Source organism: Roseofilum sp. SBFL (genome assembly GCF_017746885.1).
GTDB lineage: Bacteria > Cyanobacteriota > Cyanobacteriia > Cyanobacteriales > Desertifilaceae > Roseofilum.
Genome location: NZ_JAGHZH010000175.1, coordinates 25,347 through 49,924 on the forward strand (window position 1 = coordinate 25,347; position 24,578 = coordinate 49,924).

Consider the following 24,578-nt stretch of genomic DNA (forward strand, 5'->3'; position numbering starts at 1 on the left):
ATCAGGGAAGATGTATCTCTTGAGAATGACATCATAACCATTGGCGATGCCATTGAGATTGTGAAAAACAACTATCTCAATGGTTTTGACAAGTGCGGTAGAGATAGAAGTGATAAGAAGCTTAAGACTAATACTTTGGCCAACTATCACTTAACTTACAGAAAACACTTTGATAAGCTCAACCCTAGGCTTAGGCTGACTGGGGAAAACATCATCTCTGAACTGACCCGTAACTGGGGTCAGTTGATTGTCTCAATTTCTGGCTCCCAAACTCTTTGCTCCAAAGGGTTCAAAAATGCCTATACAGGAGTCGTGAAGCTTCTCAGGGACACCAAGCTAACCCCAGAGTTGGACTATGAATGACAAATACGACAAACACCAGACCACCAGGAAGCAAGTCAATCTTCTCATGACTGATATCTCCGAGAAATCAGAGAACCAACGCCTAAAAGAGAAACTTGCTAGAGCAAAAGAAACCCTCCTGTTCCTGAAGAAGGAAAACGCTCGGCTCAACGAACTCCTGGGAGGCAATAACGACCTCCCAAGGATTGGCAGCTCAACTAAAAAAGAGTAGCGGACATAAACAGCAAAGAACCCCCAACTGGGGGTTTTCTTTTTACCTCATCCACCCTAGCCACTTTAGTCAAAGGGTTCCCTTCAGCTCATGCTTCGCCCTTGACCCCTTTTACTAAAGTGGCTACTACTCCGTTATCGGGTGCTTCGGCAGGGGAATGTCTATTTTTTTGAAAGCAAGACCTAAAACTCCTCCAGAGTCTTACAGCGCGAAGCGCTGTATATCTTCTTTGGTTACCCTAGTTGGGTCTCCAGCTTGGATATATATCTATTTTATCACATTTTATGATTCTCTCTTCATCCATAGGGAATATTTATGTGATGGTCGTACGACTGTCATGTGACTGATGTATTGATGGAATGCTATGGCAATGCTTTTGTGGATATATTTTCTCTATTTGTACGACCTATTTACCCTGCACTGCTTTGGAGTGGTGTAGGATGATTTTGTGTTGAATGTGTGTTGAGCATAGCCCTCCAACCTATTGATGGGGAGGGGAGTTCCTTTACCCATAAGCCTATAAGAAAAAGCGGGTAGGGGGAATCGAACCCTGAACCAAGAGATTAAGAGTCTCCGGCTCTGCCGTTGAGCTAGTCACCTCAGTGGTTTGAGCATCGATCTCAGTTATAGGCGATCGCCACCATTAAGGCAACTCTACTGAGGTCGGTTTAGCGATATGGGGCAATCCCCAGCCCAATTTTTCCCGCAGAATGCGGAAGAATTCTGGAGTCTGTAGGCGAATAAACCGAGCCAAATAGGGTGATTTTTCAATGACTACTTCATCTTCAGGAGAGACATAACAGCCCCCATTGCCATCAACCACCATTACTAATTGATTGGGATACACGGGATAAATCGTTACCGGGTCACTGTCATTAAAAACCAGAGCGCGTGAGGCTAAGGAATGAGGACAAATGGGCATCAGTTGCAGGACAGGAACTCCAGGCGTGACGACTGCTCCTCCCGCACTCAGGGAATAGGCGGTTGAACCGGTCGGTGTGGATACGATAACTCCATCAGCAGCCATATCAACTGGGGCATGGTGACCGATTTGAATTTCAAAATGGCACATACTGGTGAGGGGTTCTCGGTGCAGTACCATTTCGTTTAAACACAGCGCTTCCCATATACTCGGACGTTTCGTGTTGTCTTGAGTTTTAGGAGTATTCTGAGCGCGATTGCTATAAACGCGCACCATTAACATGATGCGGTTTTCGATGGTGTAATTGTCGTTCTCCACCCGATCGAGGGCTTCTGAGAGATGATTAATATAGGTTTCCGTCAGAAATCCCATGTGACCCGTATTCACCGTTAACATGGGAATACCGCAAGGGGCCACTTGTCGAGCTGCCGAAAGCACCGTGCCATCGCCGCCAAGGACGATCGCAATTTTCATCTGTGACGTAAAGTTTGGGGGAACCAGATGATCGATGGGAGTATGGCATGTGGGACGATCGGGATGGGAGTATCCCAATATTCCCCCTGCACCTGTCGCCAGTCGCACCGTCCATCCCCGTTGGATCAGTTGTTGTTCTAGTTCTTCTGCGACTCGACAGGCAGTTGGTTTAATGTCGTTGTAAATAATCCCAGCTTCGGGCACGCTAATACCAGTATTGAGAAGGTTTTCTAAATGATTTGTCTAAGGATTGTACTTCAAAGGGGTTGAATCTCGATCGCTAATCTACAGTTTTCTAGGAACGAGATTTAAACGGGCTTCTCCGTTTTTTACTTTTTTGCTTCATTTTCTCGCGCTCGTATTCGACTTCTTTGAGTTTCTTGAGAATACGGCTAAAGTATTCCTGCATATAGGAGTCTAAGGTGGTGATGTCTTTGGGGTCAAGGCCAAATACAGTATAGACTTCATCCATAGGGGCGCTTAGAGGCTTCCCACTGGCTTGAACTTCTGCAAAGGCAAGGCGATCGCTAATATTCCATGTCCATTGGAAAAATTGAGCGATTCGACGAACCCCTCGCAATAAGGCGATCGGCATTCGCGAAACCCTAGCTTGTCGTCCAGAGAGTCTTTCGCATAAGGCAATGATTTCATCTCCACTCCACGCTTTTGGCCCGACAAGGGGAAATGTTCGCCCTTCAGTTTCTGGTACACTCAAGGCCCGCACGGCGAATTGAGCGATATCCTGGGTATCCATATAGGCCACTGGTGAAGATTTTCCCATCACCCAAACGCCCTGTTGGTCAAGGATGGGAATGGCATACTGGGGAATGAGTCCCTGCATGAAGCCAGCTAATTGAAAAATGGTATAGTTCAGCTCTGCTTGTTTCAAGAACAGTTCTGTACAGTGCTTGATAGCCATTAACGGCACTTGGGGATATTGGTCAGCATCCAGAATCGAGAAAAATATGTAGCGTTCAATACCAGCTTCTTTGACCGCTTGAATCAGGGAGACTTTGGCTTCCCAGTCTACTTCTTTCATACTCAGGGAGTCGGTCGGACGGGAGGTAGACGCATCAATGACAGCGGTGACTCCTTCAAGCGCTTCTTTGATACTTTCAGGTTGACACAAATTTCCTGGGGCAAGTTCAGCTCCCCGTTCTTTAAGAAATCCGGCTTTTTGATAATTCCGCACTAAACAGCGAACGGAGTACCCTTCTTCTAGGGCGCGGAAGGTAATCTGCCTTCCTAGTGTGCCTGTGGCTCCAACAATTAATAAAGTCATTGATAATGGATATATATTTACAAAACGTTAACTTTTTATAAGAGTCTATCAGAAAACTTCAAGAATCTTGACATTTGTTCATAATTTTTCTGGCGATTGCCACAGATCTCAGCGATCCACCTCCAGTCCGGATCGCTACGAAGAAGGCGGGGAGGGTTCCCCGCCAAGCATGGAAGTGTTACAGCGAATCGCTATAACCTTCAGTTAAACGTATTCAGATTAGCCTTCGACGCTATCCTGAATTTTCAGCAGAAGGAAGCCTAAACCTAGGCCCACCATGATTAAACTGGAAGATAACAGTGCAGCATTAAAGATTTCAGCGCCCATGGTTTAAGTAATATCCTTTAAGGTGAACGATCAAGGGGTAGAGACTCAAGCCTAGAAACTTAGGAGTAAGCCTATAGGTTGATTGTAGAACAGGGAATGGGGAATGGGGAATGGGACAATAGCACCATTGAACTGATTTATCTAGAACTTATGACTCACAGTTTAGCGATTACGATGGGCGATCCCATGGGAATTGGCCCGGAAGTTATTTTGAAAGCACTTGCCGATCGCCAGCTTCAGGAGCCGATTCAGATGACGGTGGTCGGGTCTGCGTCCATTTTGCACGAAACCTACGCCTGTTTAACTCCCCATGGACAACCCCTAGCTAATCCTGACGATTTATCGATTCTCGATATTCCCCTGCCGGATGAGGTAGCCGAGGAACTCAAGTTAGGAGAGGGAAATGGGGCCAGTGGATGGGCCAGTTTTGCTTATTTGCAAGAGGCTATTTCTCAAACGCTCTGTGGCCACTTTCAAGGGATTGTCACCGGCCCGATCGCTAAATCGGCTTGGAGTGCGGCTGGATATAATTATCCCGGACAAACGGAACTGTTAGCGGAAAAATCGAGTACAGAGCAATTTGGGATGCTATTTGTGGGAAGATCGCCCCATACCCAGTGGCAATTGGTTACTTTATTAGCGACCACTCACATCCCTCTGGCAAAAGTTCCAGAAATCTTAACACCAACTCTCCTAAACCAGAAGCTACAATTGTTAGTTAATGTTTTGCGCGACCAGTTTGGTCTGAGTCAACCTCGGATTGCGATCGCGGGACTCAATCCCCATAGTGGTGAGCAAGGGCAACTCGGTACTGAAGAAATTGATTGGATCATCCCCTGGCTCGAAGAGTCTCGCCAAGCCTATCCCCATCTCACTTTAGATGGACCAGTACCCCCAGACACCTTATGGGTTAAACCGGCTCAAGCGTGGTATAACGCCTCATTTGCTGCCCAGACCCATGAGGCTTACCTGGCACTTTACCACGACCAAGGGTTAATTCCGGTGAAAATGATGGCTTTTGATCGAGCAGTCAACACCTCCATTGGTTTACCCTTTATTCGCACATCACCAGATCATGGAACGGCCTTTGATATTGCTGGCAAAGGACTCGCCCATGCTACCAGCATGACCGCTGCTATTCAACTGGCCACTGAACTGGTTTACCAGAAAAGCGTTATTAGTTGATGACTTTTGCAAAATATCTTAATATAATTAGGGGTCAGATAGCGTAAAAATGGAAAAAGTTCTGTAGCCAGAGATACTGAACTTAAGCTAAAATCCAATGGATGGCAATCGTCCGATTAATTGCCTATCTTCCCAAGTTCTCATAAACAATCATTCCAAACATCAAGAGGGTGAAAATGCTTCAATCTATCCGTTACTCCTTAGGTATGATTCAAGACGAGGCCCGCAGCCTTGTACAAAACGGAGTAATCAGTCGTCAGCAGCCCATTTATGTTCTTTGTAAATATATTCCTGCCCGTGAATGGGGTTACGTTGAATGTGAATTAGAAAACGGTAGTTTCTTGCTTAGAGACCGGATCGGAGACCTCTTAGGACGTGAAGAATGGGATAATGACTAGATTGGAAGTTAGAACAGGGGATTGGGTTAACTCATCCCCTGTTTCGTAGTCCATCTAACTTTCTTCTTGTCGCAACTGTTCTAACTCAGAGCGTAAAGTCGCAATTTGCTCAGTCAGTTCTTCAAGTTCCACTTGAGGATTTGAATCGGTCGGCGCTTCAAGTTGTTCAGTCATCCCAGAAGAGTCAGATTCAGAAGCAGTATCTGGGGAATTCCTGTTTTGCTTCATCAAATTATCAACAAAATTCCGAGCTTCTTCTTCGGTGATTTTGCCCTTTTCTGACCATTCTCGAGTCAGCTCTGCTAACTCTTGGGTCAGTTTGCGCCAGCTTTCTTCCCGTTTCTGCTCATCTTGCAGAACTTCGGCGAAAGAAGCGGTTGCTCCTAGGGTCACATGGAAGCTTTGTTGTAACAGTTGCACTAAGGTTTCAGAATTCATATTCTTGTTTTAGGCTTGAGGATATGGGCAAGATCTGTGCCCTGATTCTACTGTAATCTTCAAGAATATGTCTGAACGACCCATTTATCTGGACTCCCATTCGACTACACCCGTGGATCGACGAGTAGTAGAGGCGATGTTGCCCTACTTTACCGATCGCTTTGGTAATGCAGCCAGTGTTACCCACGCCTATGGATGGGAATCAGAAGCAGCCGTTAGCCATGGGCGAGAGATTTTAGCTCAAGCCATTGGCGGCACTCCAGAAGAGATGATCTTCACCAGTGGAGCGACTGAAGCCAACAATCTAGCGATCAAGGGAGTTGCTGAATCGTACTTTAGCAAGGGTCGCCACCTGATTACTGTTACTACTGAACATAATGCTGTTTTAGATCCCTGTGAGTATTTAAAAGCTTTGGGCTTTGAAGTTACCTATCTGGGAGTTAACGAGCAAGGGTTAATCAATCTAGAGGAATTACAATCAGCTATTCGCGAGGATACCCTTTTGGTGTCGGTGATGGCGGCGAATAATGAGATTGGAGTGATTCAACCTTTAGCAGACATCGGCCAAATTTGCCGAGATCGCCAAGTTCTCTTTCATACGGATGCAGCTCAGGCGATCGGTAAAATTCCCCTGGATGTCCAGGAAATGAAGATCGATTTACTGTCTTTAACGGCCCATAAAGTCTACGGACCTAAAGGGATTGGAGCCTTATACGTACGTCGACGTAATCCCAGAGTCAAGCTTGCTGCCCAAATTCACGGGGGTGGCCATGAACGGGGACTGCGATCGGGAACTCTTTATACGCCTCAAATTGTCGGTTTTGCGGAAGCTGTGCGTCTAGGAATGGCAGAACAAGAAACCGAAAGCAAACGCTTAACCGAACTTAGAGAAAGACTGTGGAGCGCATTAAGTTCCCTAGACGGGATTTACCTCAACGGTCATCCGACTCAAAGGCTATCTGGTAATTTAAATATTAGTGTAGAAGGGGTAGACGGATCGGCTCTATTGTTAGGATTACAACCTGTCGTTGCTGTATCCTCGGGTTCCGCGTGTACCTCTGCTAAAATTGCTCCCTCCCATGTCCTGTTAGCATTAGGTCGAGAAGAAAAACTTGCCTATGCTTCAGTGAGATTTGGCATCGGTCGATTCAATACGGAATCAGAAATCGATCGAGTTGCCGAACACTTTATTTCCACCGTTACTGCATTACGCAAAGCACTGTAAAGTGTTACCCTCAGCAATAGCACAATCAATCTAGTGAAATGATGTAAATTAGGCAAGATAGCTATGCTATGCCGAGAAAAATCCGAGAGTATAAGGCTGAGTTAATTGCATTAGGATTTGTGCAACGCCGTGGGAAGGGAAGCCATCAAAACTGGAAACATCCACAACTACAACTATTAATTACTATTGCTTTTAGAGATGGTCAAGATACACCATTGTATCTAGAAAAACTTTTAAAGAAAGCAATTCAACAATTAGAAGCGATAGAAAGGGAGGAAACAGAAGAATGAATTACCGGTATAGTTTGCTCATCCAATGGTCAGAAGAGGACAAACTCTATCTAGTAACTCTACCAGAGTTTGCTCAGTTAGCCATGCAACCTTGTTCTTATGGACATAGCTATGAAGAAGCGATCGCCAATGCTCAAGAAGCGATCGCGGGTTATCTTGAGTATTGCCAAGAAGAAGGTTTAACTCCTCCAAGTCCAAGTTCAGTTGCAGCTTAAATCTCAGGAGATCGCTCAGTTAACACCAATGGTGAAATAGCGCGTTCGATGGGTGTCAAGATTTCCTAACCATTACCCATCATTACCAGCGCCAAGCGCTACAATCTCTGTATACTCGAATTCATTATCACTGGGTTTTACCAGGGGATAGTGTTGACCCAATCGAGAGAGGGCATCGGCTTCACAATCCGGTTTAGGGGAATGGTAGACTAAAACATACTCTTGTTGAATGCGATCGCCCATTTCCTCCTCCACTTCCCCTCTCCACTGGGTTTTCGTCACCAATACCACAAGCTGAGAAGCCAGTTGAGGCAGCGCTTTCGCCACTTGACGACGATACACTTCATCTAAACTGCCAAAGGGAGAATCCATCACCATCGGAAATGTACTACTATCTGGCCCCAGATGCATATGCTCTTGGCTCCATTGCCTCACCCGATCCATAATTGCGCCAATAAAAGATAAACTCAAAATCTGATTTTCTCCCGTGGACGCGGCTACAGGATGTTCAAATAACGTGGTTTTATCGATCAAGCTTAACTCATACTTTTCACTCAGTTGGGGAGAATAGGGGGTAAACGAAATCTGCTGAAAAACATCCTGAACTCGCCCTTCTAACTCTAGTCGAAACTCCGTATCTAAGCGATATTTCATTTCTGCAATACAGTTAATCGCTTCCACGGCTACCTGAATCCGCTTTTGCGCCAATTGCTGTTTTTTCTCATTCGATTGATGTTTAGCAATTTGCTTCTCTTTTTGGGCGATATCGGCATCTAATAGTTTGATTTTCTGCTCATTGGCTCCCGTTTCCCGCTCCAACTCACTCATCCGCGATTCGGTTTGATCTAAACGCTTTTGCAAACTTTGAATATCCAAATCTGGATAACTTCTCAGCTTAGACTTTACCGTATCTAACTGAGTCTCGATTGCCGATAAATCTTGACGTTTTTGATTCATTTCGTCGCGCAACGAGTTAAGCGTCTTCCAAAATAACTCAGCCTTATTTTCCAGATCCGAAACCTCTCCCAACAACTTTAAGGCATTTTCCTCGACATCCCCTACTCCTGCCTTATTCATCCACTGCGCGACTAAGGTATAAGCATGACTCCCTTCAGCCAAATGGGTTCCACAAATACATTGGTGTTGTGCCAGCAGATCTTGGACAAACTGCTGTTTAATTCCCCTAGGCAACTCTCCTCGGTGACGTAACTGCTCCATTAAAGCTCTAAATTGTTCAATTGCTGAAGGTAAAAAAACCGTATAGGCCTGACTCGAAATAGTATGCTTTAACTCTGACTTAAACTGCTTTAACCTCTCCCTTAACTCTTGTTGCTGTTTTTCTAAATCTGCGCGGCGCTTTTGTAGTTCTTCTGCTCCACTGAGGTTTCGGAGTTCATTATTTAACTCCTCTTTAATATGAGCATGGGAGTTCAATTCCTGGGTAATTTCTGCTTGGCGATCGCTAATTGTTTGTCGTTGTTTTTCCCAATCCTCTTTTTCTCTTAAAAACTGTTTCGTTTGTGGATCGCCAATCCTCTCTAATTCCCCTTCCAAACTTTTCTGAGATTCCTTCAAATGTCGAAGGGCGCGATCGAACACTTCGATCCCTAACAACTCCTTAGTTGCTTCCGCAATTTCTCCCTTTTTTTCCTCTCGTCCCCAAGACTCAATCCGTTCCCCATCAAAAAAGAAATATTGATGTAAACTTCTCGGTAAAATTCGTCCAATTACCTCATCTATCGGATAATCTGTTAACCGCCATCGTCCATCATCTCCTGATATCCACATCGAACACTCAGTTTGACCACATTCTACCGTTGTGCCTCGATTGTAAGCTCGATAAAGCCGCTCGACTCGATAGCGTTGGTAATCGTGTTCAAACTGCAATTCTACAAAACATTTAACAGCTTTCCCCTCCTGTGCTTCCGAGAGGGCGCGTTTGTTCACCAACTGTTGAGGCGCTGCAAACGCCGCCGTAAACCGTTCATATAAGACCCAAGTAAATGCATTTAACAGCGTCGTTTTCCCCGATCCATTATTCCCGTGGATAATCGTGATATTCTGATTGCCACTGGCAAACTTAACTTCTGGTGTTTGTCCATAAAATTGCCGGAAGTTACACAGTTTTATCGATAATAATTTCATTAAGGGGTAATGGGTAAGGATCTTGTGGTATATCGTCAGAGATAATTAGATATTATACTACATAACAGTGGGGAGGGCTGTAAGAAGAATAACATTCAAGGGACTCAGTCCCCGATCTAATGCGATCGGTGGTATAATTTCCCATTCCCTATTCCCTATTCCCTAAATCTAGTTAACATACAATAAGAAATGAGATCTTGTAGCTTGGCATTCCTATGACCTTACCCAACACTGGCAGCGTTCTGGCGACTCTTGCCCAAGTGAACATGATGGGGGCCTTAACCGCGAGGGTGAAAGACCTCCCGGTTAAAGAGTTTATTTGTTTACTCGATTTTATCACGGCTGAATTTCAGCAGTTTTTAAGGGCGATCGAGCTAATCAACAATGAAGCTCTAGAAGCCATGTTGGAACAGATATTAGATGCCCTCACCCTCAAAATTGGGCAAATTTTGGAAGCCGATCGCACCCTAATTTTCTTGGTGAATGAGGATAAGGGGCAGTTATGGTCAAAAATCAATCAACCGGATGCCGAAAAGCCGATTGAAATTCGCTTTCCTCTTCATGTGGGTATGGCTGGTCATGTGGCCATCACTGGAGAATGCTTAAATGTTGAAGATGCCCCGACTCATCCCCTCTTTCAACCCGAACTCGATAAACAAACCAATTATCAAACTAAAAGCCTGCTCTGTATGCCCATTGTTAGCAGTAAAGGGCAAGTTGTGGCAGTGGTACAATTATCCAATAAAGCTGGGGGATTACCCTTTTCGGCTGAGGACCAAGAAACATTTAAAGATTTTTCTGAATCCATTGGCATCATCTTAGAGACTTGTCAATCTTTTTATATGGCTGCTCGCAATCAACGGGGAGCTGAAGCCCTCTTAAAAGCAACCCAAACCCTCGGTCAGAGCTTAGATGTGGAATTGACCTTAAACTCCGTGATGGCACAAGCGCGAGATTTGATGAAGGCTGACCGCAGTACATTATTTTTACTCAGTAAAGAAAACCAAGAACTTTGGACAAAAATTGCTAAGGCTGATGGCAAAACTCCATTAGAAATCCGTATTCCTACGAATAAAGGGATTGCTGGTTATGTGGCTTCCACTGGAGAATTACTGAATATTCCGAATGCCTATGAAGACCCCAGATTCGATCCAAGTACAGATCGGCGATCGGGTTATCATACGCGCAATATTTTATGTATGCCGGTGTTTAATTCATCTAAAAAACTCATTGGTGTAACCCAACTAATTAATAAAGAACAAGGGAGCTTTACCGGTTCTGATGAAGAGTTTATGCAAGCCTTTAATATTCAGGCAGGGATGGCTCTAGAGAATGCCCAATTGTTTGAAAGTGTTTTGTTAGAAAAACAATATCAAAAAGATATTTTAGAAAGTTTATCGGATGCCGTTGTTTCTACAGATATGCAGGGTCAAATTGTTACCCTTAATGAAGCCGCGCTAGAATTGTTGGGATGTTATTGGAATTCAGAAGAAACGAAAACTCAAATTCAGGTCTGGGAGTCTAAGTTAATTGGACGTAAGGTTTGGGAGGTTGTCCCGATTGAAAATTTAAAGATGCGAATAGAAGATAGTCTAAAAAATGGTACTAAGCAATATATTCCTGAGCAGGATTTAAAAGTTGGAATTTATCCTCTTCATGGGGATAAAAGATGTTTTAAGTTAGCGATTAAAGACCCAACCGACCCAGATTGGTTTATTCCTTGGAACGATCCCAATGAAGTCAAAATCTCTGCTAAAGATGTAGGAGCAGTGGATCGCAGTATTAATTTAACGGTTAATCCTCTGACCAATCCGAGCGGTGAAGTCAGAGGTGGATTAGTGGTGTTAGAAGATATTAGTCAAGAAAAACGCATGAAGACCACAATGTATCGCTATATGAATCCGGATGTGGTCGATCAAGTTATGGCATTGGATAATGATTCTCTGATGATTGGAGAGCGAAAAGATGTGACTATTCTGTTTTCGGATATTCGTGGCTATACAACACTGACGGAAAATTTAGGCGCTCAGGAAGTGGTAACGTTACTCAATCAGTATTTTGAAACCATGGTTGAGGCGGTGTTTAATTGTAAAGGAACCTTAGATAAGTTTATTGGGGATGCTTTGATGGCAGTTTTTGGCGCACCTCTTCCCTTACCTAATCATCCCTGGATGGCGGTGAAATCGGCTTTAGATATGCGCCGAAGATTACAGATTTTTAATGATAGTAGCTTTATGGACAATCAGCCCCATATTCGTATTGGGATTGGCATTAGTTCCGGAGAAGTGGTATCGGGAAATATTGGCTCTCGCAAGCGTATGGATTATACCGTGATTGGGGATGGGGTGAATTTGAGCGCTCGCCTCGAAGGGGTGACGAAGGAATATGGCTGTGATATTATTATTAGCGAGAATACTTATAAGTTGTGCGGAGATCGCCTGTGGGTCAGAGAACTTGATAAAATTCGAGTCAAAGGTAAAAATGAAGCCGTCAGTATTTATCAAGTGATTGGCGATAAAGAAGTGGCTCTAGACTCCCAGCAGCAAGACGCACTGGAGTTATACCATTTAGGACGCTCTGCATATATTCATCGGGACTTTAGCCAAGCCATTCAGTATTTTGAGCAAGCACAAACGCTCGATCCCATGGATAAAGCGATTACAATTCACGTAGAACGCTCTCAGGTTTATTTACACAATCCTCCCCCAGATTCCTGGGATGGGGTACACACGATGACGACAAAGTAATATCAATTAACAATGGGTATGGCAACTCAAACATTAGTCAAGCCAGAACGTGTTACACAACTTCATGGAGTACGGTGGGAAACTTATCAGGCTTTATTGGTCGATTTAGCAGAATCTTCCAATAAAAAGTTAGCATTTGATCGGGGGGTATTAGAAATCATGACTCCTTTACCGGAACATGAGATCAGTAAGGGCTTTTTAGGGCGTTTGGTCTGCATAACAACGGAAGTTTTGGGTTTAGAAGTTGCTAGTCTGGGTTCTACTACATTAAGCCGTGGGGATTTACAAAAGGGGATTGAGCCAGATGAGTGTTTTTATATTCAAAATGAGGCTCTGGTACGGGGTAAAATGTCCTTTGATTTTACCCTCGATCCAGTTCCTGACCTCGCAATTGAAGTAGATATTACCAGCAGATCTTTACATCGGTTAGATATTTATAAGGCGCTGGGTGTAACTGAGGTGTGGCGCTTTGATAGCGAGGATTTATTGATTTATGGTCTCCAGGATGGGGAGTATCAAGTGCAGGATGGTTCTCAGATTTTGCCAATTTTATCGAAGCAGATCATACTGGATTTTCTAAAGCGACGCTGTGAAATGGGAGAAAATGCTCTTCTGCGTGAGTTTCGGCAATGGTTACAGGATCGGATTTCCACGAATATGGTGTAATTTAAGATTAGGTGTAGCTTTAATTCTATTCAATTATTTCTTGATGAAATAGGGGCGAACGGCCGTTCGCCCCTACAATCAGGTCTCATGATTGAGAGGATTTAATGAGTAAACCCTCACCCTAGTTCAGATTTAATGGGTAACTTCTGTTAAATGCTCTACAGGTGCAACTAAAGCTTTGCCATTAGAGCCATTCACGCTTAGATCCAAATTCCCGTGATAGGCATCAATTAACAGTTGCTTTAAGTCTGTAATCAAAGGATAACGGGGATTTGCCCCCGTACATTGGTCATCAAAAGCCTGATCTGCAACCTGATCTAATTGGGCAAAAAATGCGGCTTCATCCTCTTTAATGAATTCCTTAATACTAGAGGGGATTTGCACCTTGCGCTTGAGATCTTCCACGGCTTGAATTAACAGGGAAACCTTCTCGTCTTCGGTTTCTCCTCCTAAGTTGAGATAATCAGCAATCCGAGAATAGCGCCAGCGAGCATTGGGATATTTATACTGAGAAAAGGTTGCTTGCTTAAAGGGCGCATCGGTAGCATTGTACCGAATGACGTGGGAAATCATTAGGGCATTGGCTAACCCATGGGGAATCTGGAACGTTCCTCCTAATTGGTGGGCAATCGAGTGGCAAATTCCCAAAAATCCATTGGCAAAGGCCATTCCAGCCATGGTGGAAGCATAATGCATTTTTTCCCGTGCTTTGGGTGCATTGGCTCCTTTTTCGTATGCATCTGGTAGATATTTGAAGATGAGGCGAATCGCTTCTAAGGCTAATCCGTTAGTATATTCGGACGCTAACACAGAAACATAGGCTTCGATCGCATGAGTTAAGGCATCAATGCCCCCAAAAGCGGTTAGACTCTTGGGCATATTCAGCACCAATTCGGGATCGACGATCGCCATATTCGGGGTTAAGGCATAATCAGCCAAAGGATACTTAATATGATTGCGGCGATCGGTCACTACTGCAAATGGAGTCACCTCCGAACCCGTTCCAGAAGTCGTCGGAATTGCTACTAGCATCGCCTTCTCACCCAACGGTGGCAACTCATACACCCGCTTGCGGATATCCATAAACCGCATCGCCAACCCTTCAAACTCAATCTCTGGATGCTCATACAACAACCACATAATCTTGGCTGCATCCATGGGAGAACCGCCCCCAATGGCAATAATCACATCCGGATTAAAGGTTTTCATCAAGGTCAAGCCTCGATGTACCGTATCCAAAGACGGATCGGGTTCCACATCATAGAACACATCGTACTTTAGACCAATCTCTTCCAGCGCCTCCTCCAGAGAATTGGTCATCCCCAAATCATATAAGGGCTTATCAGTAACAATAAATGCCCGTTCTTTGCCCGCTAACTCCCGAATCGCCACTGGCAATGCACCATACTTAAAGTACACTTTGGGCGGAATCCGGAACCAGAGCATATTTTCCCGACGCTCTGCCACCGTCTTAATATTCAATAGGTGCTTGGGTTCCACGTTCTCACTAATCGAATTTCCGCCCCAAGTTCCACATCCCAGGGTCAAAGATGGATCGAGCCGGAAATTGTAAATATCTCCGATCGCCCCTTGGGAAGATGGCGTATTAATCAATACTCTCGCTGCTTCCACCCGGTCTTCAAACCGCTTAATATGCTCCATATTCGAGGTCGCTGTATACAATGCAGCCGTATGACCTCGACCAGCAAATGCCACCAAACCACGAGCTTTATCCACCGCATCCTCAAAATCGGTCGCCCGATACATTGCTAAAATGGGAGATAATTTTTCATAGGAAAACGGTTCCTCTGGGCCAATTTTATCCACTTCTGCTAAAATTACCCGCGTTTGTTCCGGAACTGAAAAACCAGCCATTTCCGCCAATTTCTGCACCGGTTGACCGACAATTTCCCCATTCAATCGACCATTTACCAACACCTTACTGGCTAATTTCTCCCGTTCTTCTGGAGTAACAAAATAAGCGCCCCGAGCAATAAACTCTTGTCGCACTTCATCATAAACTTCATCTTCAACAATCACCGATTGTTCGCTGGCACAAATCATGCCATTATCAAACGTCTTACTCAAAATAATCGAAGAAACCGCCATTTTGATATGAGCGGAAGCATCAATCAGAGCTGGCGTATTGCCAGCCCCCACACCCAAAGACGGATTACCTGAAGAATAAGCAGCTTTCACCATTCCCGGCCCGCCCGTTGCCAAAATTAGCTTAATATCAGGATGTTGCATCAAAGCCTGGGATAAGGGAACCGTCGGCTCATCAATCCAGCCAATAATATCCTCTGGCGCACCCGCTTCAATTGCCGCTTCTAGGACAATTCTCGCCGCATCAATCGTACATTGTTTCGCCCGTGGATGGGGAGAAAAAATAATTCCATTGCGCGTCTTCAAACTAATCAGGGCCTTAAAAACAGCCGTTGATGTGGGGTTAGTCGTGGGTACAATTCCCGCTAAGATACCCACCGGCTCGGCTATTTTCTGAAACCCAAAGGATTTATCTTCTTCGATTACCCCACAAGTCTCCTCATTCTTATACTTATTGTAAATAAACTCTGAAGCAAAATGATTTTTAATCACCTTATCTTCGGCTACTCCCATTCCCGTTTCTTCTACGGCCATTTTTGCTAAGGGAATCCGAGCTGCATTAGCGGCTAAAGCCGCTTTCTTAAAAATGTGATTCACCTGCTCTTGGCTATAGGTGGCATATTGCACTTGGGCGGTTTTCACGCGGGTAATTAGGGCTTCTAGTTCTTCCAGGTTAGTAATCTTAGTTTGAGTGACCATACTCGTTCTCTCGTTCAATACTGCAATGAAAATTTCCCGTAAGAGGGTTACTGTATATTAACACCGGATCATCTTGGATTTTGGGGGATATCTTTAGAAAGTCTTAAGTTTTATGGGCTTTTTCTCGATATTACTTTAATTTATAGATAATAGATAATAAATAATAGGTTGTAGAACATGCGTCTTGATAATTTGACTGTATTCCATCACCGAAAAAACTGCTGCTTTTGCCTTTTACTTTTTGCTAAGCGAGAAGCCCTATACTAGACGATGTTTCCCTGTATTCCAGATTCAATTCAACTGCGCCCTTATCAACAAAAAGCAGTGACAAATTGGTTTGCCCATCAAGGACGGGGAACACTGAAAATGGCAACGGGTAGTGGCAAAACAATTACCGCTTTAGCTATTGCTGTTCAACTGTATCAATGTATTGGCTTACAAGCCCTAATTGTGGTTTGTCCTTACCGTCATTTAGTGGCTCAATGGGGGCGAGAATGCGAACGTTTTGGGATGTTGCCGATTTTAGCTTTTGAAAGTGTACGCCATTGGCAACACGAGTTATCGACTCAACTTTATAATGTGCAAGTCCAGAGGCAAGTCTTTCTCTGTGTGATTACGACCAACTCGACGTTACTGGGGGATGGATTTCAGTCCCAGTTGGCGTATTTTCCTTCAAAGACGTTAATTGTGGGAGATGAAGCCCATAATCTGGGGACAGCCAAATTAGAAGAGAGTTTACCCGCACGAGTAGGACTGCGGTTAGCCCTTTCTGCCACCCCAGAGCGTTTTTTTGACCAGGCGGGAACGGAGGCGATTTTTAATTATTTTGGCCCGGTAATTCCCCCAGAATTGACCTTGAAAGATGCCATTGATCAAGGGGCATTGGTACATTATTTATATTATCCGGTTTTGGTGCATTTAACGGAAAGTGAAGCTTATAAATATGCCAAATTAACCACGCGTATTGGTTGGGCTTTGGCTGCGGGGGAGAAATTAGAGGAAAATGAGACATTAACGGCGTTATTAATTCGGCGATCTAGGTTAATTGCTAATGCTGAAAATAAACTTGATAAACTGCGAGCAATTATGCAACCGCGCCTGCAAACCAGCCATACCCTATTCTACTGTGGCGATGGAGCGCAAGAGGGCAAAACTAGCGATTCTTCAGATCGACAAATTGCTGCTGTTACCCGATTATTGGGGGTAGAATTGGGCTATCGGGTGAATACCTACACGGCTAATACCTCTTTATCTGTACGGGAAACCCTGCGTCACCAGTTTGAGCAAGGGGAACTCCAAGGATTAATTGCCATGCGCTGTTTAGATGAAGGGGTGGATATTCCTGCGATTAAAACGGCTATTATTCTCGCGAGTAGTCGTAACCCCCGGCAATTTATCCAACGTCGCGGGCGAATTTTACGCCCCCATCCCCATAAGCAACGGGCGACATTGTTTGATCTGATTGTGGTTCCTCCGCCTTTGGATCGACAAACTTGGGATGTGGAGCGCAACCTGTTGAGGAAAGAGCTACAGAGGTTTGTAGAATTTGCCGATTTAGCTGATAATGCGGGGGAAGCTCGCGGGCAATTCTTAGGACTTCAGAAAGAATACGGACTTCTAGATTTGTAAGATTGGGTACAATAAAGAAGGGTTTTCGGTTGAGTGCTTATGAGTGTTCATTATTCTGATGGTTTTATAGGACGGATTTCCCGGATTTTTTCAGCGAAGAAATCGGGATATAAAACGACTTCTACTCGCTCAAATTCAACTCATGATTCAGTTTTAGAACCGCTTAAGCAAGCTTCGCCAGAAGTGCAAAAGGTTGTAAAACGGGTACTGCAAGTGGAAAAGGATAAGTTGCATTTTTCTAGTCCTCGTAATATTAATGATGATATTCTCAAGATTATTAAGGAAGAAGTAAGAGATGCTTAGGACTCACAGACGACTGTGCTATCAGTCTATAGCGCTTCGTGCTGTAATGGGGGGATAGGGGGAGTAAACAACAGACTTGGTGGAGCTTTTAGCTGTCCTCACTTAACGAGTTCCTTTTATTGATGCTAGACATCACAATCAGGGTAGAGATAAGGTGTGCCTTGTCTCTACAGTACGCATTTGTAGCAAGAATTATAGTATTAGTAACGATCGCAGAGATCGCCCATAGAAAGACGATTCTCCAAAGCTTACTACCCTATCTCCCCATAAACTGGCAGCGATCGCAATGCAAACACTGATAATTCTCTACCTGCTTAAATCCAAAGGCTTCTAACAGGAATTTCCAGCGACAGCTACAAGTCATTAAATAACGTTCCATCTTTCGTATCGCTTGGTTATTGTCTAAGGCACTCGATGAGGAACTCGACAGGATTTGATAGTGAAATGGACTGTGCCATGTGAGCTTTCCCTGGCTATGGAGGACGGATAAAGCCAGGGGAGCTTGGTGATGGGATTGACTAAGCTGTCGTACATCACCTTGAGGGGGTAGGGTATAGGTGAGGTTTTGGGCGAGTTGCTGAAGCGATCGCCCTTGTCCGATAAAATAGTTTTGTCGCTGTTTATCCCCAGGATCGAGCCATCCCGTAGGTTCGCTGATTAAGGTAATAGCTCGTGCAGGTTGTCCATCTCGTCCCGCTCTACCCACTTCCTGCATATATTCGGATAAAAGCAGGGGCGGATGGTAGTGAATTACCCAGCGCACATTCGGTTTATTAATCCCCATTCCAAAAGCAGAGGTGCAAACAACCGCTTGCACTTGTTCCTCAAACCATTGATTTTCAATCGTTCGTCGCTGCTCTGGACTTAAACCTGCGTGATAAGCAGCCGTAGCCAGCCGATGCTGCTGGAGCCATTGAGAGAGTATTTCACTATCTTTGCGAGTGCGAACATAGATTAACCCACTTTGCCCATTTGCTCGTTTGAGAACCTGCAAAATTCGGTTTTTGCGTCCCCTGGGCGACCAAGCAATTTTAACGCTTAAATGGAGATTTTTCCGATAAGGATTGAGGAGAAAGGTTTGTGGATCTTGGAGATCCAAGACTTCTTTGAGAATCGATTGGGTATGGGAATCAGCAGTCGCGGTAAAGGCGGCGATCGCCAATTTTGTGCCACTGGATTTATGCTTTAATAAAGTCGAACGAACTGCCCCCAACCGGCGATAAGCGGGGCGAAAAGTTTCCCCCCACTGAACTAAACAATGGACTTCATCTAAAATGAGTCCATTAATCTTAAGTTTGGGTAAACACAGTCGATCCCAAACCGGGGGACTGAGCAAGGTTTCTGGAGAAAGATAGAGTAATCTCAGTTTCTGCTCTTCAAGCTGTCGGAAGACCTGTTTCCGGACATAGGTGGGCTGTTCGCTATGGAGAGAGGCGGCTTTGAGGTTCCGTTGGCGCAGTTCTTGTACTTGGTTTTCCATCAGTGCCACGAGCGGAGAAACGACTAAAGTTACTCCATTTTGTAATAGGGCAGGCAGTTGAAAACAGATGGATTTTCCGCCGCCAGTCGGCATGACGACTAGGGCATCTTCTTGCCTCAATAAGGTCTGAATAATTTCCCCTTGGGGATAGCGAAAATTTTCATATCCCCAAATCTGTTGAAAAGCAGCGCAGACTTGTTCAAATTCCATGGTAATTATGCCTTCTCCCTATCCTCCTATTCCTCCCCATCCTCTATAATTTCATAATCCATAGCTAAAATATTAACGGCAATCGGCTTAATTAGCGTTTGTACTACTTCTTGATGGGCGGGATGATCTTGATAGGCTTGTAGACTGGTAGAGTCTTGGAAACGAGCAACTAATCCATGGGTAAATCCTTGGGCGCGATCGCAGAAATTTTCGCCACAAGATAATGCAAGAATTTGGGGGATTTTACCTTTTAATTCCCTGAGTCGGCTAACGACGGCTGAGAGGCTCTCGGAGGAGGCATCGGGTTTAAATTGAAACAAGACGATATGTTCGATCATAGGAGAGGTCAATTAAGTCCCTTTTAAAGATACCCTGGATCGTAAAGCTTAGGCTAAAGAAAGCATTATCATGGTTAATCAGCTCGTCGATTCCTCAACCCTGATTCAGACTCCTACGTTTCCGACACCCGAAACGCCTCAGATTTTAGCGGCGATCGACGTGGGAACCAATTCTGTACATATGGTGGTGGTTCGGATCGATCCCACACTCCCCGCGTTTACCATTATTGACCGGGAAAAGGAAACAGTTCGTTTGGGCGATCGCGACTCAAAAACGGGGGAGCTGAAAGTAGAGGTAATGGAGAGGGCGATCGCTGCTTTTCGGCGTTTTTTGCAGATTGCTAAAAGCCTCGAAGCGGATGAGATTGTCGCTGTTGCTACCAGCGCTGTAAGAGAATCCCCAAATGGTCGAGATTTCCTCAAACAGATTAAATCTGAACTAGGGTTAGAGATTAATCTGATTTCTGGACAAGAAGAAGCACGACGAATTTATCTTGGAGTCCTTTCTGGGATGGACTTTCAAGGTCTACCCCATGCCATTATTGATATTGGTGGGGGATCGACGGAGTTAATTTTAGGAGATGGACAAGAACCTCGCTCCCTGAGCAGCACCAAGGTGGGAGCCGTCCGGTTAACAGCAGAATTTATTACCACCGATCCGATTAGCGATCGCGAATTTAACTATCTCAAAGCCTATATTCGAGGACGCTTAGAACGGGCAGTTGAAGAGCTACAAAGTTATCTTCAATGGGGCGAAATTCCCCGGTTAGTGGGCACATCGGGAACCATTGAAACCTTAGCATGTATTGATGCTTGGGAACGGCTAGGTATGGAACCGAGTCCCTTAACCGGTTATGAGTTAAAGCTAAAAAACTTACAAGAGATTATTGAGCATTTGCGTAAGCTGCCAGAGAGCGATCGCGCCCAAATTCCCGGAATGTCGGAAAAACGCTCAGAAATCATTATCGCAGGCGCTTTAGTTCTCCAAGAAGCCATGATTTTATTGGGTATCAATTCCTTAGTTATTTGCGAGCGGGCCCTACGAGAAGGTATCATTGTAGACTGGATGCTCACTCATGGTTTAATTGGCGATAAATTAGAATATCAAAGCCAAGTCCGCTATCGTAGTGTCCTCAAAGTAGCCCAAAAATATCAGGTGAACTTAGAATCGAGTCAGCGTATGGCTAATTTTGCTGTTCATCTGTTTGATTGCACCCAAGGAATTCTCCATTATTGGGGAAACTCAGAACGAGAACTACTCTATGTAGCCACAATTTTACATAACTGTGGAGTTTATGTGTCCCATGCAGCCCATCATAAGCATTCCTATTATTTAATTCGCCATGGTGAATTACTGGGATATACAGAAAATGAAGTAGAAATTATTGCCAATATCGCCCGATATCATCGGAAAAGTGCCCCGAAGAAAAAGCATGAAAACTATACCAATTTGATGCATAAGAGCGATCGCCAGTTAGTGAGTCAAGTTAGCCCATTTTTACGATTAGCCGTTGCTTTAGACCGCAGACAAATTGGGGCAGTCGAGTCTTTTAGTAGTCATTATAACCCTTCAACAAAAGAGTTTTATTTAAAACTTCAGCCAGCCGATATCAATGACAATTGCGAATTAGAACTTTGGAGTATTAATGATAAAAAAGAAGTGTTTGAATCAGAATATGGAATTAAAGTACGTGCAGGTTTGAGTTAACTGAAAAACGTTTTTTATCCTGCAATAATCGAGTAATATTTTCCGCATCTAAGGGTTTAGCAAAAAAGTAGCCTTGACCAAATGTACAGTTTAAACTGCACAGTTGCTGCATCTGATCGATGGTTTCAATCCCTTCAGCAATAGTTTCCATCCCTAAACTGTGCGCGAGAGAAATAATTGTATGAACAATTTCTGCCTTTTCTCCCCATTGGGTTATTTTTTGCACAAAAGAGCGATCTACTTTCAGAGTATCCACAGGGAAACGATGTAAGTAAGCTAAAGAACAGTATCCCGTGCCAAAATCGTCAATGGAGAGTTCGATATTGCGCTTTTTTAGTTCGTGGAAAATGGCGATCGCACTTTCAGGATCTTCCATGATAGCCGTTTCCGTAATCTCTAGCTTCAAGTATTGGCCCGGTAAATTCGCTTCAGCTAGAATACAATCGATGCGATCGCATAAATTCGGCGTTAATTGGCGACTCGATAAATTCACACTCATCTTTAAGTGGGAAAAATCCCTAAATTGGGTGTGCCACTGTTTTAATTGCCGACAACTTTCTAATAATACCCATTCACCAATAGCGCCAATTAAACCCGATTCTTCAGCAACGGGGATAAATACTCCAGGAGAAACAAATCCTCTCTCCGGATGATACCATCGAATTAAAGATTCAAAACTAATAATTTTACCGCTTCCTAAGGCGACAATGGGTTGATAGTAGACATAAAATTCTCCTGGATGTGCATTATTCTTATTTTCTGGATAGAGTAGTAAACGCAGATCCGTTTCGATCTGCATTCGCTCCATCGCTTCTTGACGCATAGTCCAATCAAAAACAACAGTACAATTTTTACCTTGTTTTTTAGCTCGATACATGGCAATATCGGCATTGCGGAGGATATCATCCACATCCTGATTCTCAGGTAAGTTATAAGCAATACCAATACTAGCCTGCATAAACAAATCATGACCCCCTAACTTAAAAGGTTGTTCAAGATGTTCGTGAATGTGATTAGCAATATCAATCACATCTTGTAGCCGATCCTGGTTTTCCACCAGAATCGTAAACTCATCCCCGCCTAATCGCGCAATGGTGTCATGTTCGCTAATACACTGTCGTAGAGTCCAGGCGATCGCAATCAACAACAAATCGCCCACCCAATGCCCCATACTATCATTAATACTCTTAAACCCATCTAAATCAATAAATAAAACCGCAAATTGATAGTTAGGATTTTCATGATATCGAGCATTAGCCTTAGCTAAAGCCTTGATAAAATAGGCCCGATTAATCAGTCCTGTCAACGAATCATGGGAGGCATAATAGCGCAGTCTTGTTTCCTGCTGTTTTTGTTCTGTAATATCAACGACAGACCCCTCATAATAAAGTAAATTTCCTTGGTTATCTTTAACCCCTCTTGCTCGTTCCAAAATCCAAATAATGCTGCCATCCCGACGATAAATTTCCGCTTCAAACTGAGAGAGTACTTCTTTTTCTTCTAACAACATTTTGAATTCTTTTCGACTCTCCGGATTAACATAAAGTTGATGCTCCACATCTGCCATGCTATCCATCAAATCTTCAGCAGATTCATACCCATAAATTTTAGCCAATGCTGGATTAGCACCAATCATTTTTCCTTCAGGAGTCGTTTGAAAAATACCTTCCATGGAATTCTCAAAAATACTCCGATATTTTGCCTCAGCTTGCTTCAATTCAAGCATCGATCGAAGTTGCATAGCTACGGAAGCCAGTAATTCCATCAACTTAGGATCTTTTTCTTGAGAGTATCTTCTGAAGAAGACTAACACAGCCAAAATATGATGATTAGCTAAAATGGGAACTCCTAAACCTGATTTTATACCACATTCTGCTGCTACTTTATTGCGGAAAAACAAATCACATGATTCTTGAGAGATATCAAAAACCCATTCCGTTTTTTGTGAACCCCAGACTCGTCCAGGTAAACCGACATGAGGTGGAAAAGCCATCTGCTCACTGACCGCTCGAAAATATTGGATTTTTGGATATATTTCTGGACAGATTTGACTGTGTTGATACCAGACTCGACTACAGACTAACTCCTGTTTTTGAGCAGAAGGTATCCAAGCTTCAGCAATATCCCAACGAGTAGCTTCACAAATGAGTTCCATCGTTACTGCCAGAGCGCGATCGAAATTCTTGGATTCACTAACTGCTTGAGTGAGTTGATAAAGGAGATGAATTTCCGTTTCGCGACGTTGACGGTCAGTAATATCAATGCCTAGACCAACAAAATATTCGATTTGATCGGTTTCTGGATTAGCGATAGAACGTCCATTCCATTCTACTAAAATTTCTTGACCTTCTTTAGTTAATATGCGATTTTGATGATGGATGGGTTCTAGGGAATGATAATGATGTTCAAATATTACCGATAATTCAGCACGATCGGCTTCTGGGACAAAGTGAGAGAGGTAATCTAAACCCATCGCTTCTTCTGCTGTATATCCTAAAACTTCCAGCATCGATTTGTTGATTTTTTTTACCTTTCCATCTATCCCAATGGCTACAAAAAACGCTGGATTCGATTCCCATAAAATATGATTAAAACCTTCGTTTTCTCGATCGGAGAAGTTTTCCAGGGTAGTGAAGAGATTGTTTTTATTTGTTCTGTTCAAGGTTTTGCTAATTAAAACAACACTGGTGAGTCCTAAACTAAAAAATAGAATGGGAATTCCCCGATCGCCTGATACAACCAGACCGCTTAGGGAGCGATCGCTTCTACTTTCCAGTATAATTGACTGGGTAGATGGATCTCTCCCCTGAGTCGCTTTCCACTCAACTTCGTGATTATTCAAAGTAATAGGTTAAGTAATAATACTGAGAGAAGAGGCGATCGCAATAATCCACAACAACCGTAACATAGAACTCATAACCATTACACCATCTAGCTTACCGTCTTTCAATCCCACCATCATCTAACCACAATTTCCCCTCAAATTACTAGGAAAAATGATTGCAAGATAGTTCTCCATAACTCATCTAAGTACATTCATTACCTCACCACAATCCCTGAATTTTGGACTTTAATCTCTCATCCTAATTCCTGTGAACTATCATTTTTGTTACACATGATATAAATTTCTTCCAGATAAAAAATTAACAGTGCTGATCTCCTATATGACTAGACTAGCCAACTTCCATAAAATTTGCTATTATTTCCCATCTAACCT

20 protein-coding genes are annotated in these 24,578 nt (G+C 43.7%); 11 read left to right on the forward strand and 9 right to left on the reverse strand.

Annotated elements, in window-relative coordinates; all coding sequences use genetic code 11:
• Positions 1 to 355: 355 nt before the first annotated feature.
• Positions 356 to 574 carry a hypothetical protein gene (locus J7545_RS18875; protein WP_318720005.1) on the forward strand — a complete coding sequence of 73 codons (219 nt, stop codon included), beginning with the start codon at positions 356 to 358 and terminating at the stop codon, positions 572 to 574.
• Between the two features lie 643 nt (positions 575 to 1,217).
• Here the strand turns inward: J7545_RS18875 and J7545_RS18880 are convergent.
• From J7545_RS18880 to J7545_RS18890, 3 genes are all read right to left on the reverse strand, one after another.
• Positions 1,218 to 2,174, reverse strand: coding sequence for an NAD(+) kinase (locus tag J7545_RS18880; protein WP_318701315.1), 957 nt, complete (start codon positions 2,172 to 2,174; stop codon positions 1,218 to 1,220).
• 91 nt (positions 2,175 to 2,265) lie between these two features.
• Complete coding sequence (locus J7545_RS18885) at positions 2,266 to 3,252, reverse strand: SDR family oxidoreductase (RefSeq protein ID WP_318701317.1); 987 nt, start codon at positions 3,250 to 3,252, stop codon at positions 2,266 to 2,268.
• Between the two features lie 219 nt (positions 3,253 to 3,471).
• Positions 3,472 to 3,579 carry a PetM family cytochrome b6-f complex subunit 7 gene (locus J7545_RS18890; RefSeq protein WP_271939003.1) on the reverse strand — a complete coding sequence of 36 codons (108 nt, stop codon included), beginning with the start codon at positions 3,577 to 3,579 and terminating at the stop codon, positions 3,472 to 3,474.
• A 150-nt stretch (positions 3,580 to 3,729) separates the two neighbouring features.
• Here J7545_RS18890 and pdxA point away from each other — a divergent pair, with 150 nt between their 5' ends.
• Positions 3,730 to 4,764 carry a 4-hydroxythreonine-4-phosphate dehydrogenase PdxA gene (pdxA, locus tag J7545_RS18895; RefSeq protein ID WP_413038555.1) on the forward strand — a complete coding sequence of 345 codons (1,035 nt, stop codon included), beginning with the start codon at positions 3,730 to 3,732 and terminating at the stop codon, positions 4,762 to 4,764.
• 176 nt (positions 4,765 to 4,940) lie between these two features.
• Positions 4,941 to 5,162 carry a DUF4327 family protein gene (locus tag J7545_RS18900; protein ID WP_271939006.1) on the forward strand — a complete coding sequence of 74 codons (222 nt, stop codon included), beginning with the start codon at positions 4,941 to 4,943 and terminating at the stop codon, positions 5,160 to 5,162.
• Positions 5,163 to 5,216: 54 nt separating this feature from the next.
• On the opposite strand, the gene J7545_RS18905 is transcribed toward J7545_RS18900, so the two are convergent.
• Complete coding sequence (locus tag J7545_RS18905) at positions 5,217 to 5,600, reverse strand: hypothetical protein (protein ID WP_318701319.1); 384 nt, start codon at positions 5,598 to 5,600, stop codon at positions 5,217 to 5,219.
• 67 nt (positions 5,601 to 5,667) lie between these two features.
• Here J7545_RS18905 and J7545_RS18910 point away from each other — a divergent pair, with 67 nt between their 5' ends.
• The 3 genes from J7545_RS18910 to J7545_RS18920 all read left to right on the forward strand — a co-directional run bounded on the left by J7545_RS18910 (position 5,668) and on the right by J7545_RS18920 (position 7,330).
• On the forward strand, positions 5,668 to 6,825 hold the full coding sequence (locus tag J7545_RS18910) for an IscS subfamily cysteine desulfurase (RefSeq protein ID WP_318701320.1): 1,158 nt from the start codon (positions 5,668 to 5,670) through the stop codon (positions 6,823 to 6,825).
• A gap of 68 nt (positions 6,826 to 6,893) precedes the next feature.
• Positions 6,894 to 7,115, forward strand: a complete 222-nt coding sequence (locus J7545_RS18915; protein ID WP_271939012.1) for a type II toxin-antitoxin system HicA family toxin — start codon at positions 6,894 to 6,896, stop codon at positions 7,113 to 7,115.
• Positions 7,112 to 7,330 carry a type II toxin-antitoxin system HicB family antitoxin gene (locus J7545_RS18920; protein WP_271939013.1) on the forward strand — a complete coding sequence of 73 codons (219 nt, stop codon included), beginning with the start codon at positions 7,112 to 7,114 and terminating at the stop codon, positions 7,328 to 7,330. The genes J7545_RS18915 and J7545_RS18920 overlap by 4 nt, the downstream gene beginning before the upstream one ends.
• A gap of 72 nt (positions 7,331 to 7,402) precedes the next feature.
• On the opposite strand, the gene J7545_RS18925 is transcribed toward J7545_RS18920, so the two are convergent.
• Positions 7,403 to 9,475 (reverse strand): AAA family ATPase, encoded by a 2,073-nt coding sequence (locus J7545_RS18925; RefSeq protein WP_318701321.1) that lies wholly within the window; start codon positions 9,473 to 9,475, stop codon positions 7,403 to 7,405.
• Between the two features lie 215 nt (positions 9,476 to 9,690).
• On the opposite strand from J7545_RS18925, the gene J7545_RS18930 reads away from it, so the two are divergent.
• Together J7545_RS18930 and J7545_RS18935 are read left to right on the forward strand one after the other, a co-directional pair.
• Complete coding sequence (locus tag J7545_RS18930; protein ID WP_318701322.1) at positions 9,691 to 12,222, forward strand: GAF domain-containing protein; 2,532 nt, start codon at positions 9,691 to 9,693, stop codon at positions 12,220 to 12,222.
• 18 nt (positions 12,223 to 12,240) lie between these two features.
• Complete coding sequence (locus tag J7545_RS18935) at positions 12,241 to 12,888, forward strand: Uma2 family endonuclease (protein WP_318701323.1); 648 nt, start codon at positions 12,241 to 12,243, stop codon at positions 12,886 to 12,888.
• Positions 12,889 to 13,020: 132 nt separating this feature from the next.
• On the opposite strand, the gene adhE is transcribed toward J7545_RS18935, so the two are convergent.
• Positions 13,021 to 15,693 (reverse strand): bifunctional acetaldehyde-CoA/alcohol dehydrogenase, encoded by a 2,673-nt coding sequence (adhE, locus tag J7545_RS18940; RefSeq protein WP_318701324.1) that lies wholly within the window; start codon positions 15,691 to 15,693, stop codon positions 13,021 to 13,023.
• A gap of 270 nt (positions 15,694 to 15,963) precedes the next feature.
• Between adhE and J7545_RS18945 the strand changes: the two genes are divergently transcribed.
• Entirely contained in the window at positions 15,964 to 17,322 is a 1,359-nt protein-coding gene (locus J7545_RS18945; RefSeq protein WP_318701325.1) for a DNA phosphorothioation system restriction enzyme, read from the forward strand.
• Positions 17,323 to 17,361: 39 nt separating this feature from the next.
• A complete protein-coding gene (locus J7545_RS18950; protein WP_318701326.1) occupies positions 17,362 to 17,625 on the forward strand; it encodes a hypothetical protein in 264 nt (87 codons plus the stop codon).
• A 256-nt stretch (positions 17,626 to 17,881) separates the two neighbouring features.
• On the opposite strand, the gene J7545_RS18955 is transcribed toward J7545_RS18950, so the two are convergent.
• Positions 17,882 to 19,315 carry an ATP-dependent DNA helicase RecQ gene (locus tag J7545_RS18955; protein WP_318701327.1) on the reverse strand — a complete coding sequence of 478 codons (1,434 nt, stop codon included), beginning with the start codon at positions 19,313 to 19,315 and terminating at the stop codon, positions 17,882 to 17,884.
• Between the two features lie 26 nt (positions 19,316 to 19,341).
• A complete protein-coding gene (locus J7545_RS18960) occupies positions 19,342 to 19,653 on the reverse strand; it encodes a Dabb family protein (RefSeq protein ID WP_318720006.1) in 312 nt (103 codons plus the stop codon).
• 70 nt (positions 19,654 to 19,723) lie between these two features.
• On the opposite strand from J7545_RS18960, the gene J7545_RS18965 reads away from it, so the two are divergent.
• Entirely contained in the window at positions 19,724 to 21,361 is a 1,638-nt protein-coding gene (locus J7545_RS18965) for a Ppx/GppA phosphatase family protein (RefSeq protein WP_318701329.1), read from the forward strand.
• Here J7545_RS18965 and J7545_RS18970 read toward each other — a convergent pair.
• A complete protein-coding gene (locus tag J7545_RS18970) occupies positions 21,336 to 24,203 on the reverse strand; it encodes an EAL domain-containing protein (RefSeq protein ID WP_318701330.1) in 2,868 nt (955 codons plus the stop codon). The genes J7545_RS18965 and J7545_RS18970 overlap by 26 nt on opposite strands.
• Between the last annotated feature and the right edge of the window lie 375 nt (positions 24,204 to 24,578).

Excerpts from the sequence above, each read along its gene's own strand:
- J7545_RS18960 (WP_318720006.1), bottom strand. The coding sequence starts at position 19,653 with ATGATCGAACATATCGTCTTGTTTCAATTTAAACCCGATGCCTCCTCC.
- pdxA (WP_413038555.1), top strand. The coding sequence starts at position 3,730 with ATGACTCACAGTTTAGCGATTACGATGGGCGATCCCATGGGAATTGGC.
- J7545_RS18950 (WP_318701326.1), top strand. The coding sequence starts at position 17,362 with ATGAGTGTTCATTATTCTGATGGTTTTATAGGACGGATTTCCCGGATT.
- adhE (WP_318701324.1), bottom strand. The coding sequence starts at position 15,693 with ATGGTCACTCAAACTAAGATTACTAACCTGGAAGAACTAGAAGCCCTA.
- J7545_RS18965 (WP_318701329.1), top strand. The coding sequence starts at position 19,724 with ATGGTTAATCAGCTCGTCGATTCCTCAACCCTGATTCAGACTCCTACG.
- J7545_RS18910 (WP_318701320.1), top strand. The coding sequence starts at position 5,668 with ATGTCTGAACGACCCATTTATCTGGACTCCCATTCGACTACACCCGTG.
- J7545_RS18920 (WP_271939013.1), top strand. The coding sequence starts at position 7,112 with ATGAATTACCGGTATAGTTTGCTCATCCAATGGTCAGAAGAGGACAAA.
- J7545_RS18925 (WP_318701321.1), bottom strand. The coding sequence starts at position 9,475 with ATGAAATTATTATCGATAAAACTGTGTAACTTCCGGCAATTTTATGGA.
- J7545_RS18890 (WP_271939003.1), bottom strand. The coding sequence starts at position 3,579 with ATGGGCGCTGAAATCTTTAATGCTGCACTGTTATCTTCCAGTTTAATC.
- J7545_RS18885 (WP_318701317.1), bottom strand. The coding sequence starts at position 3,252 with ATGACTTTATTAATTGTTGGAGCCACAGGCACACTAGGAAGGCAGATT.
- J7545_RS18945 (WP_318701325.1), top strand. The coding sequence starts at position 15,964 with ATGTTTCCCTGTATTCCAGATTCAATTCAACTGCGCCCTTATCAACAA.
- J7545_RS18955 (WP_318701327.1), bottom strand. The coding sequence starts at position 19,315 with ATGGAATTTGAACAAGTCTGCGCTGCTTTTCAACAGATTTGGGGATAT.
- J7545_RS18935 (WP_318701323.1), top strand. The coding sequence starts at position 12,241 with ATGGCAACTCAAACATTAGTCAAGCCAGAACGTGTTACACAACTTCAT.
- J7545_RS18930 (WP_318701322.1), top strand. The coding sequence starts at position 9,691 with ATGACCTTACCCAACACTGGCAGCGTTCTGGCGACTCTTGCCCAAGTG.
- J7545_RS18905 (WP_318701319.1), bottom strand. The coding sequence starts at position 5,600 with ATGAATTCTGAAACCTTAGTGCAACTGTTACAACAAAGCTTCCATGTG.
- J7545_RS18875 (WP_318720005.1), top strand. The coding sequence starts at position 356 with ATGAATGACAAATACGACAAACACCAGACCACCAGGAAGCAAGTCAAT.
- J7545_RS18915 (WP_271939012.1), top strand. The coding sequence starts at position 6,894 with ATGCCGAGAAAAATCCGAGAGTATAAGGCTGAGTTAATTGCATTAGGA.
- J7545_RS18900 (WP_271939006.1), top strand. The coding sequence starts at position 4,941 with ATGCTTCAATCTATCCGTTACTCCTTAGGTATGATTCAAGACGAGGCC.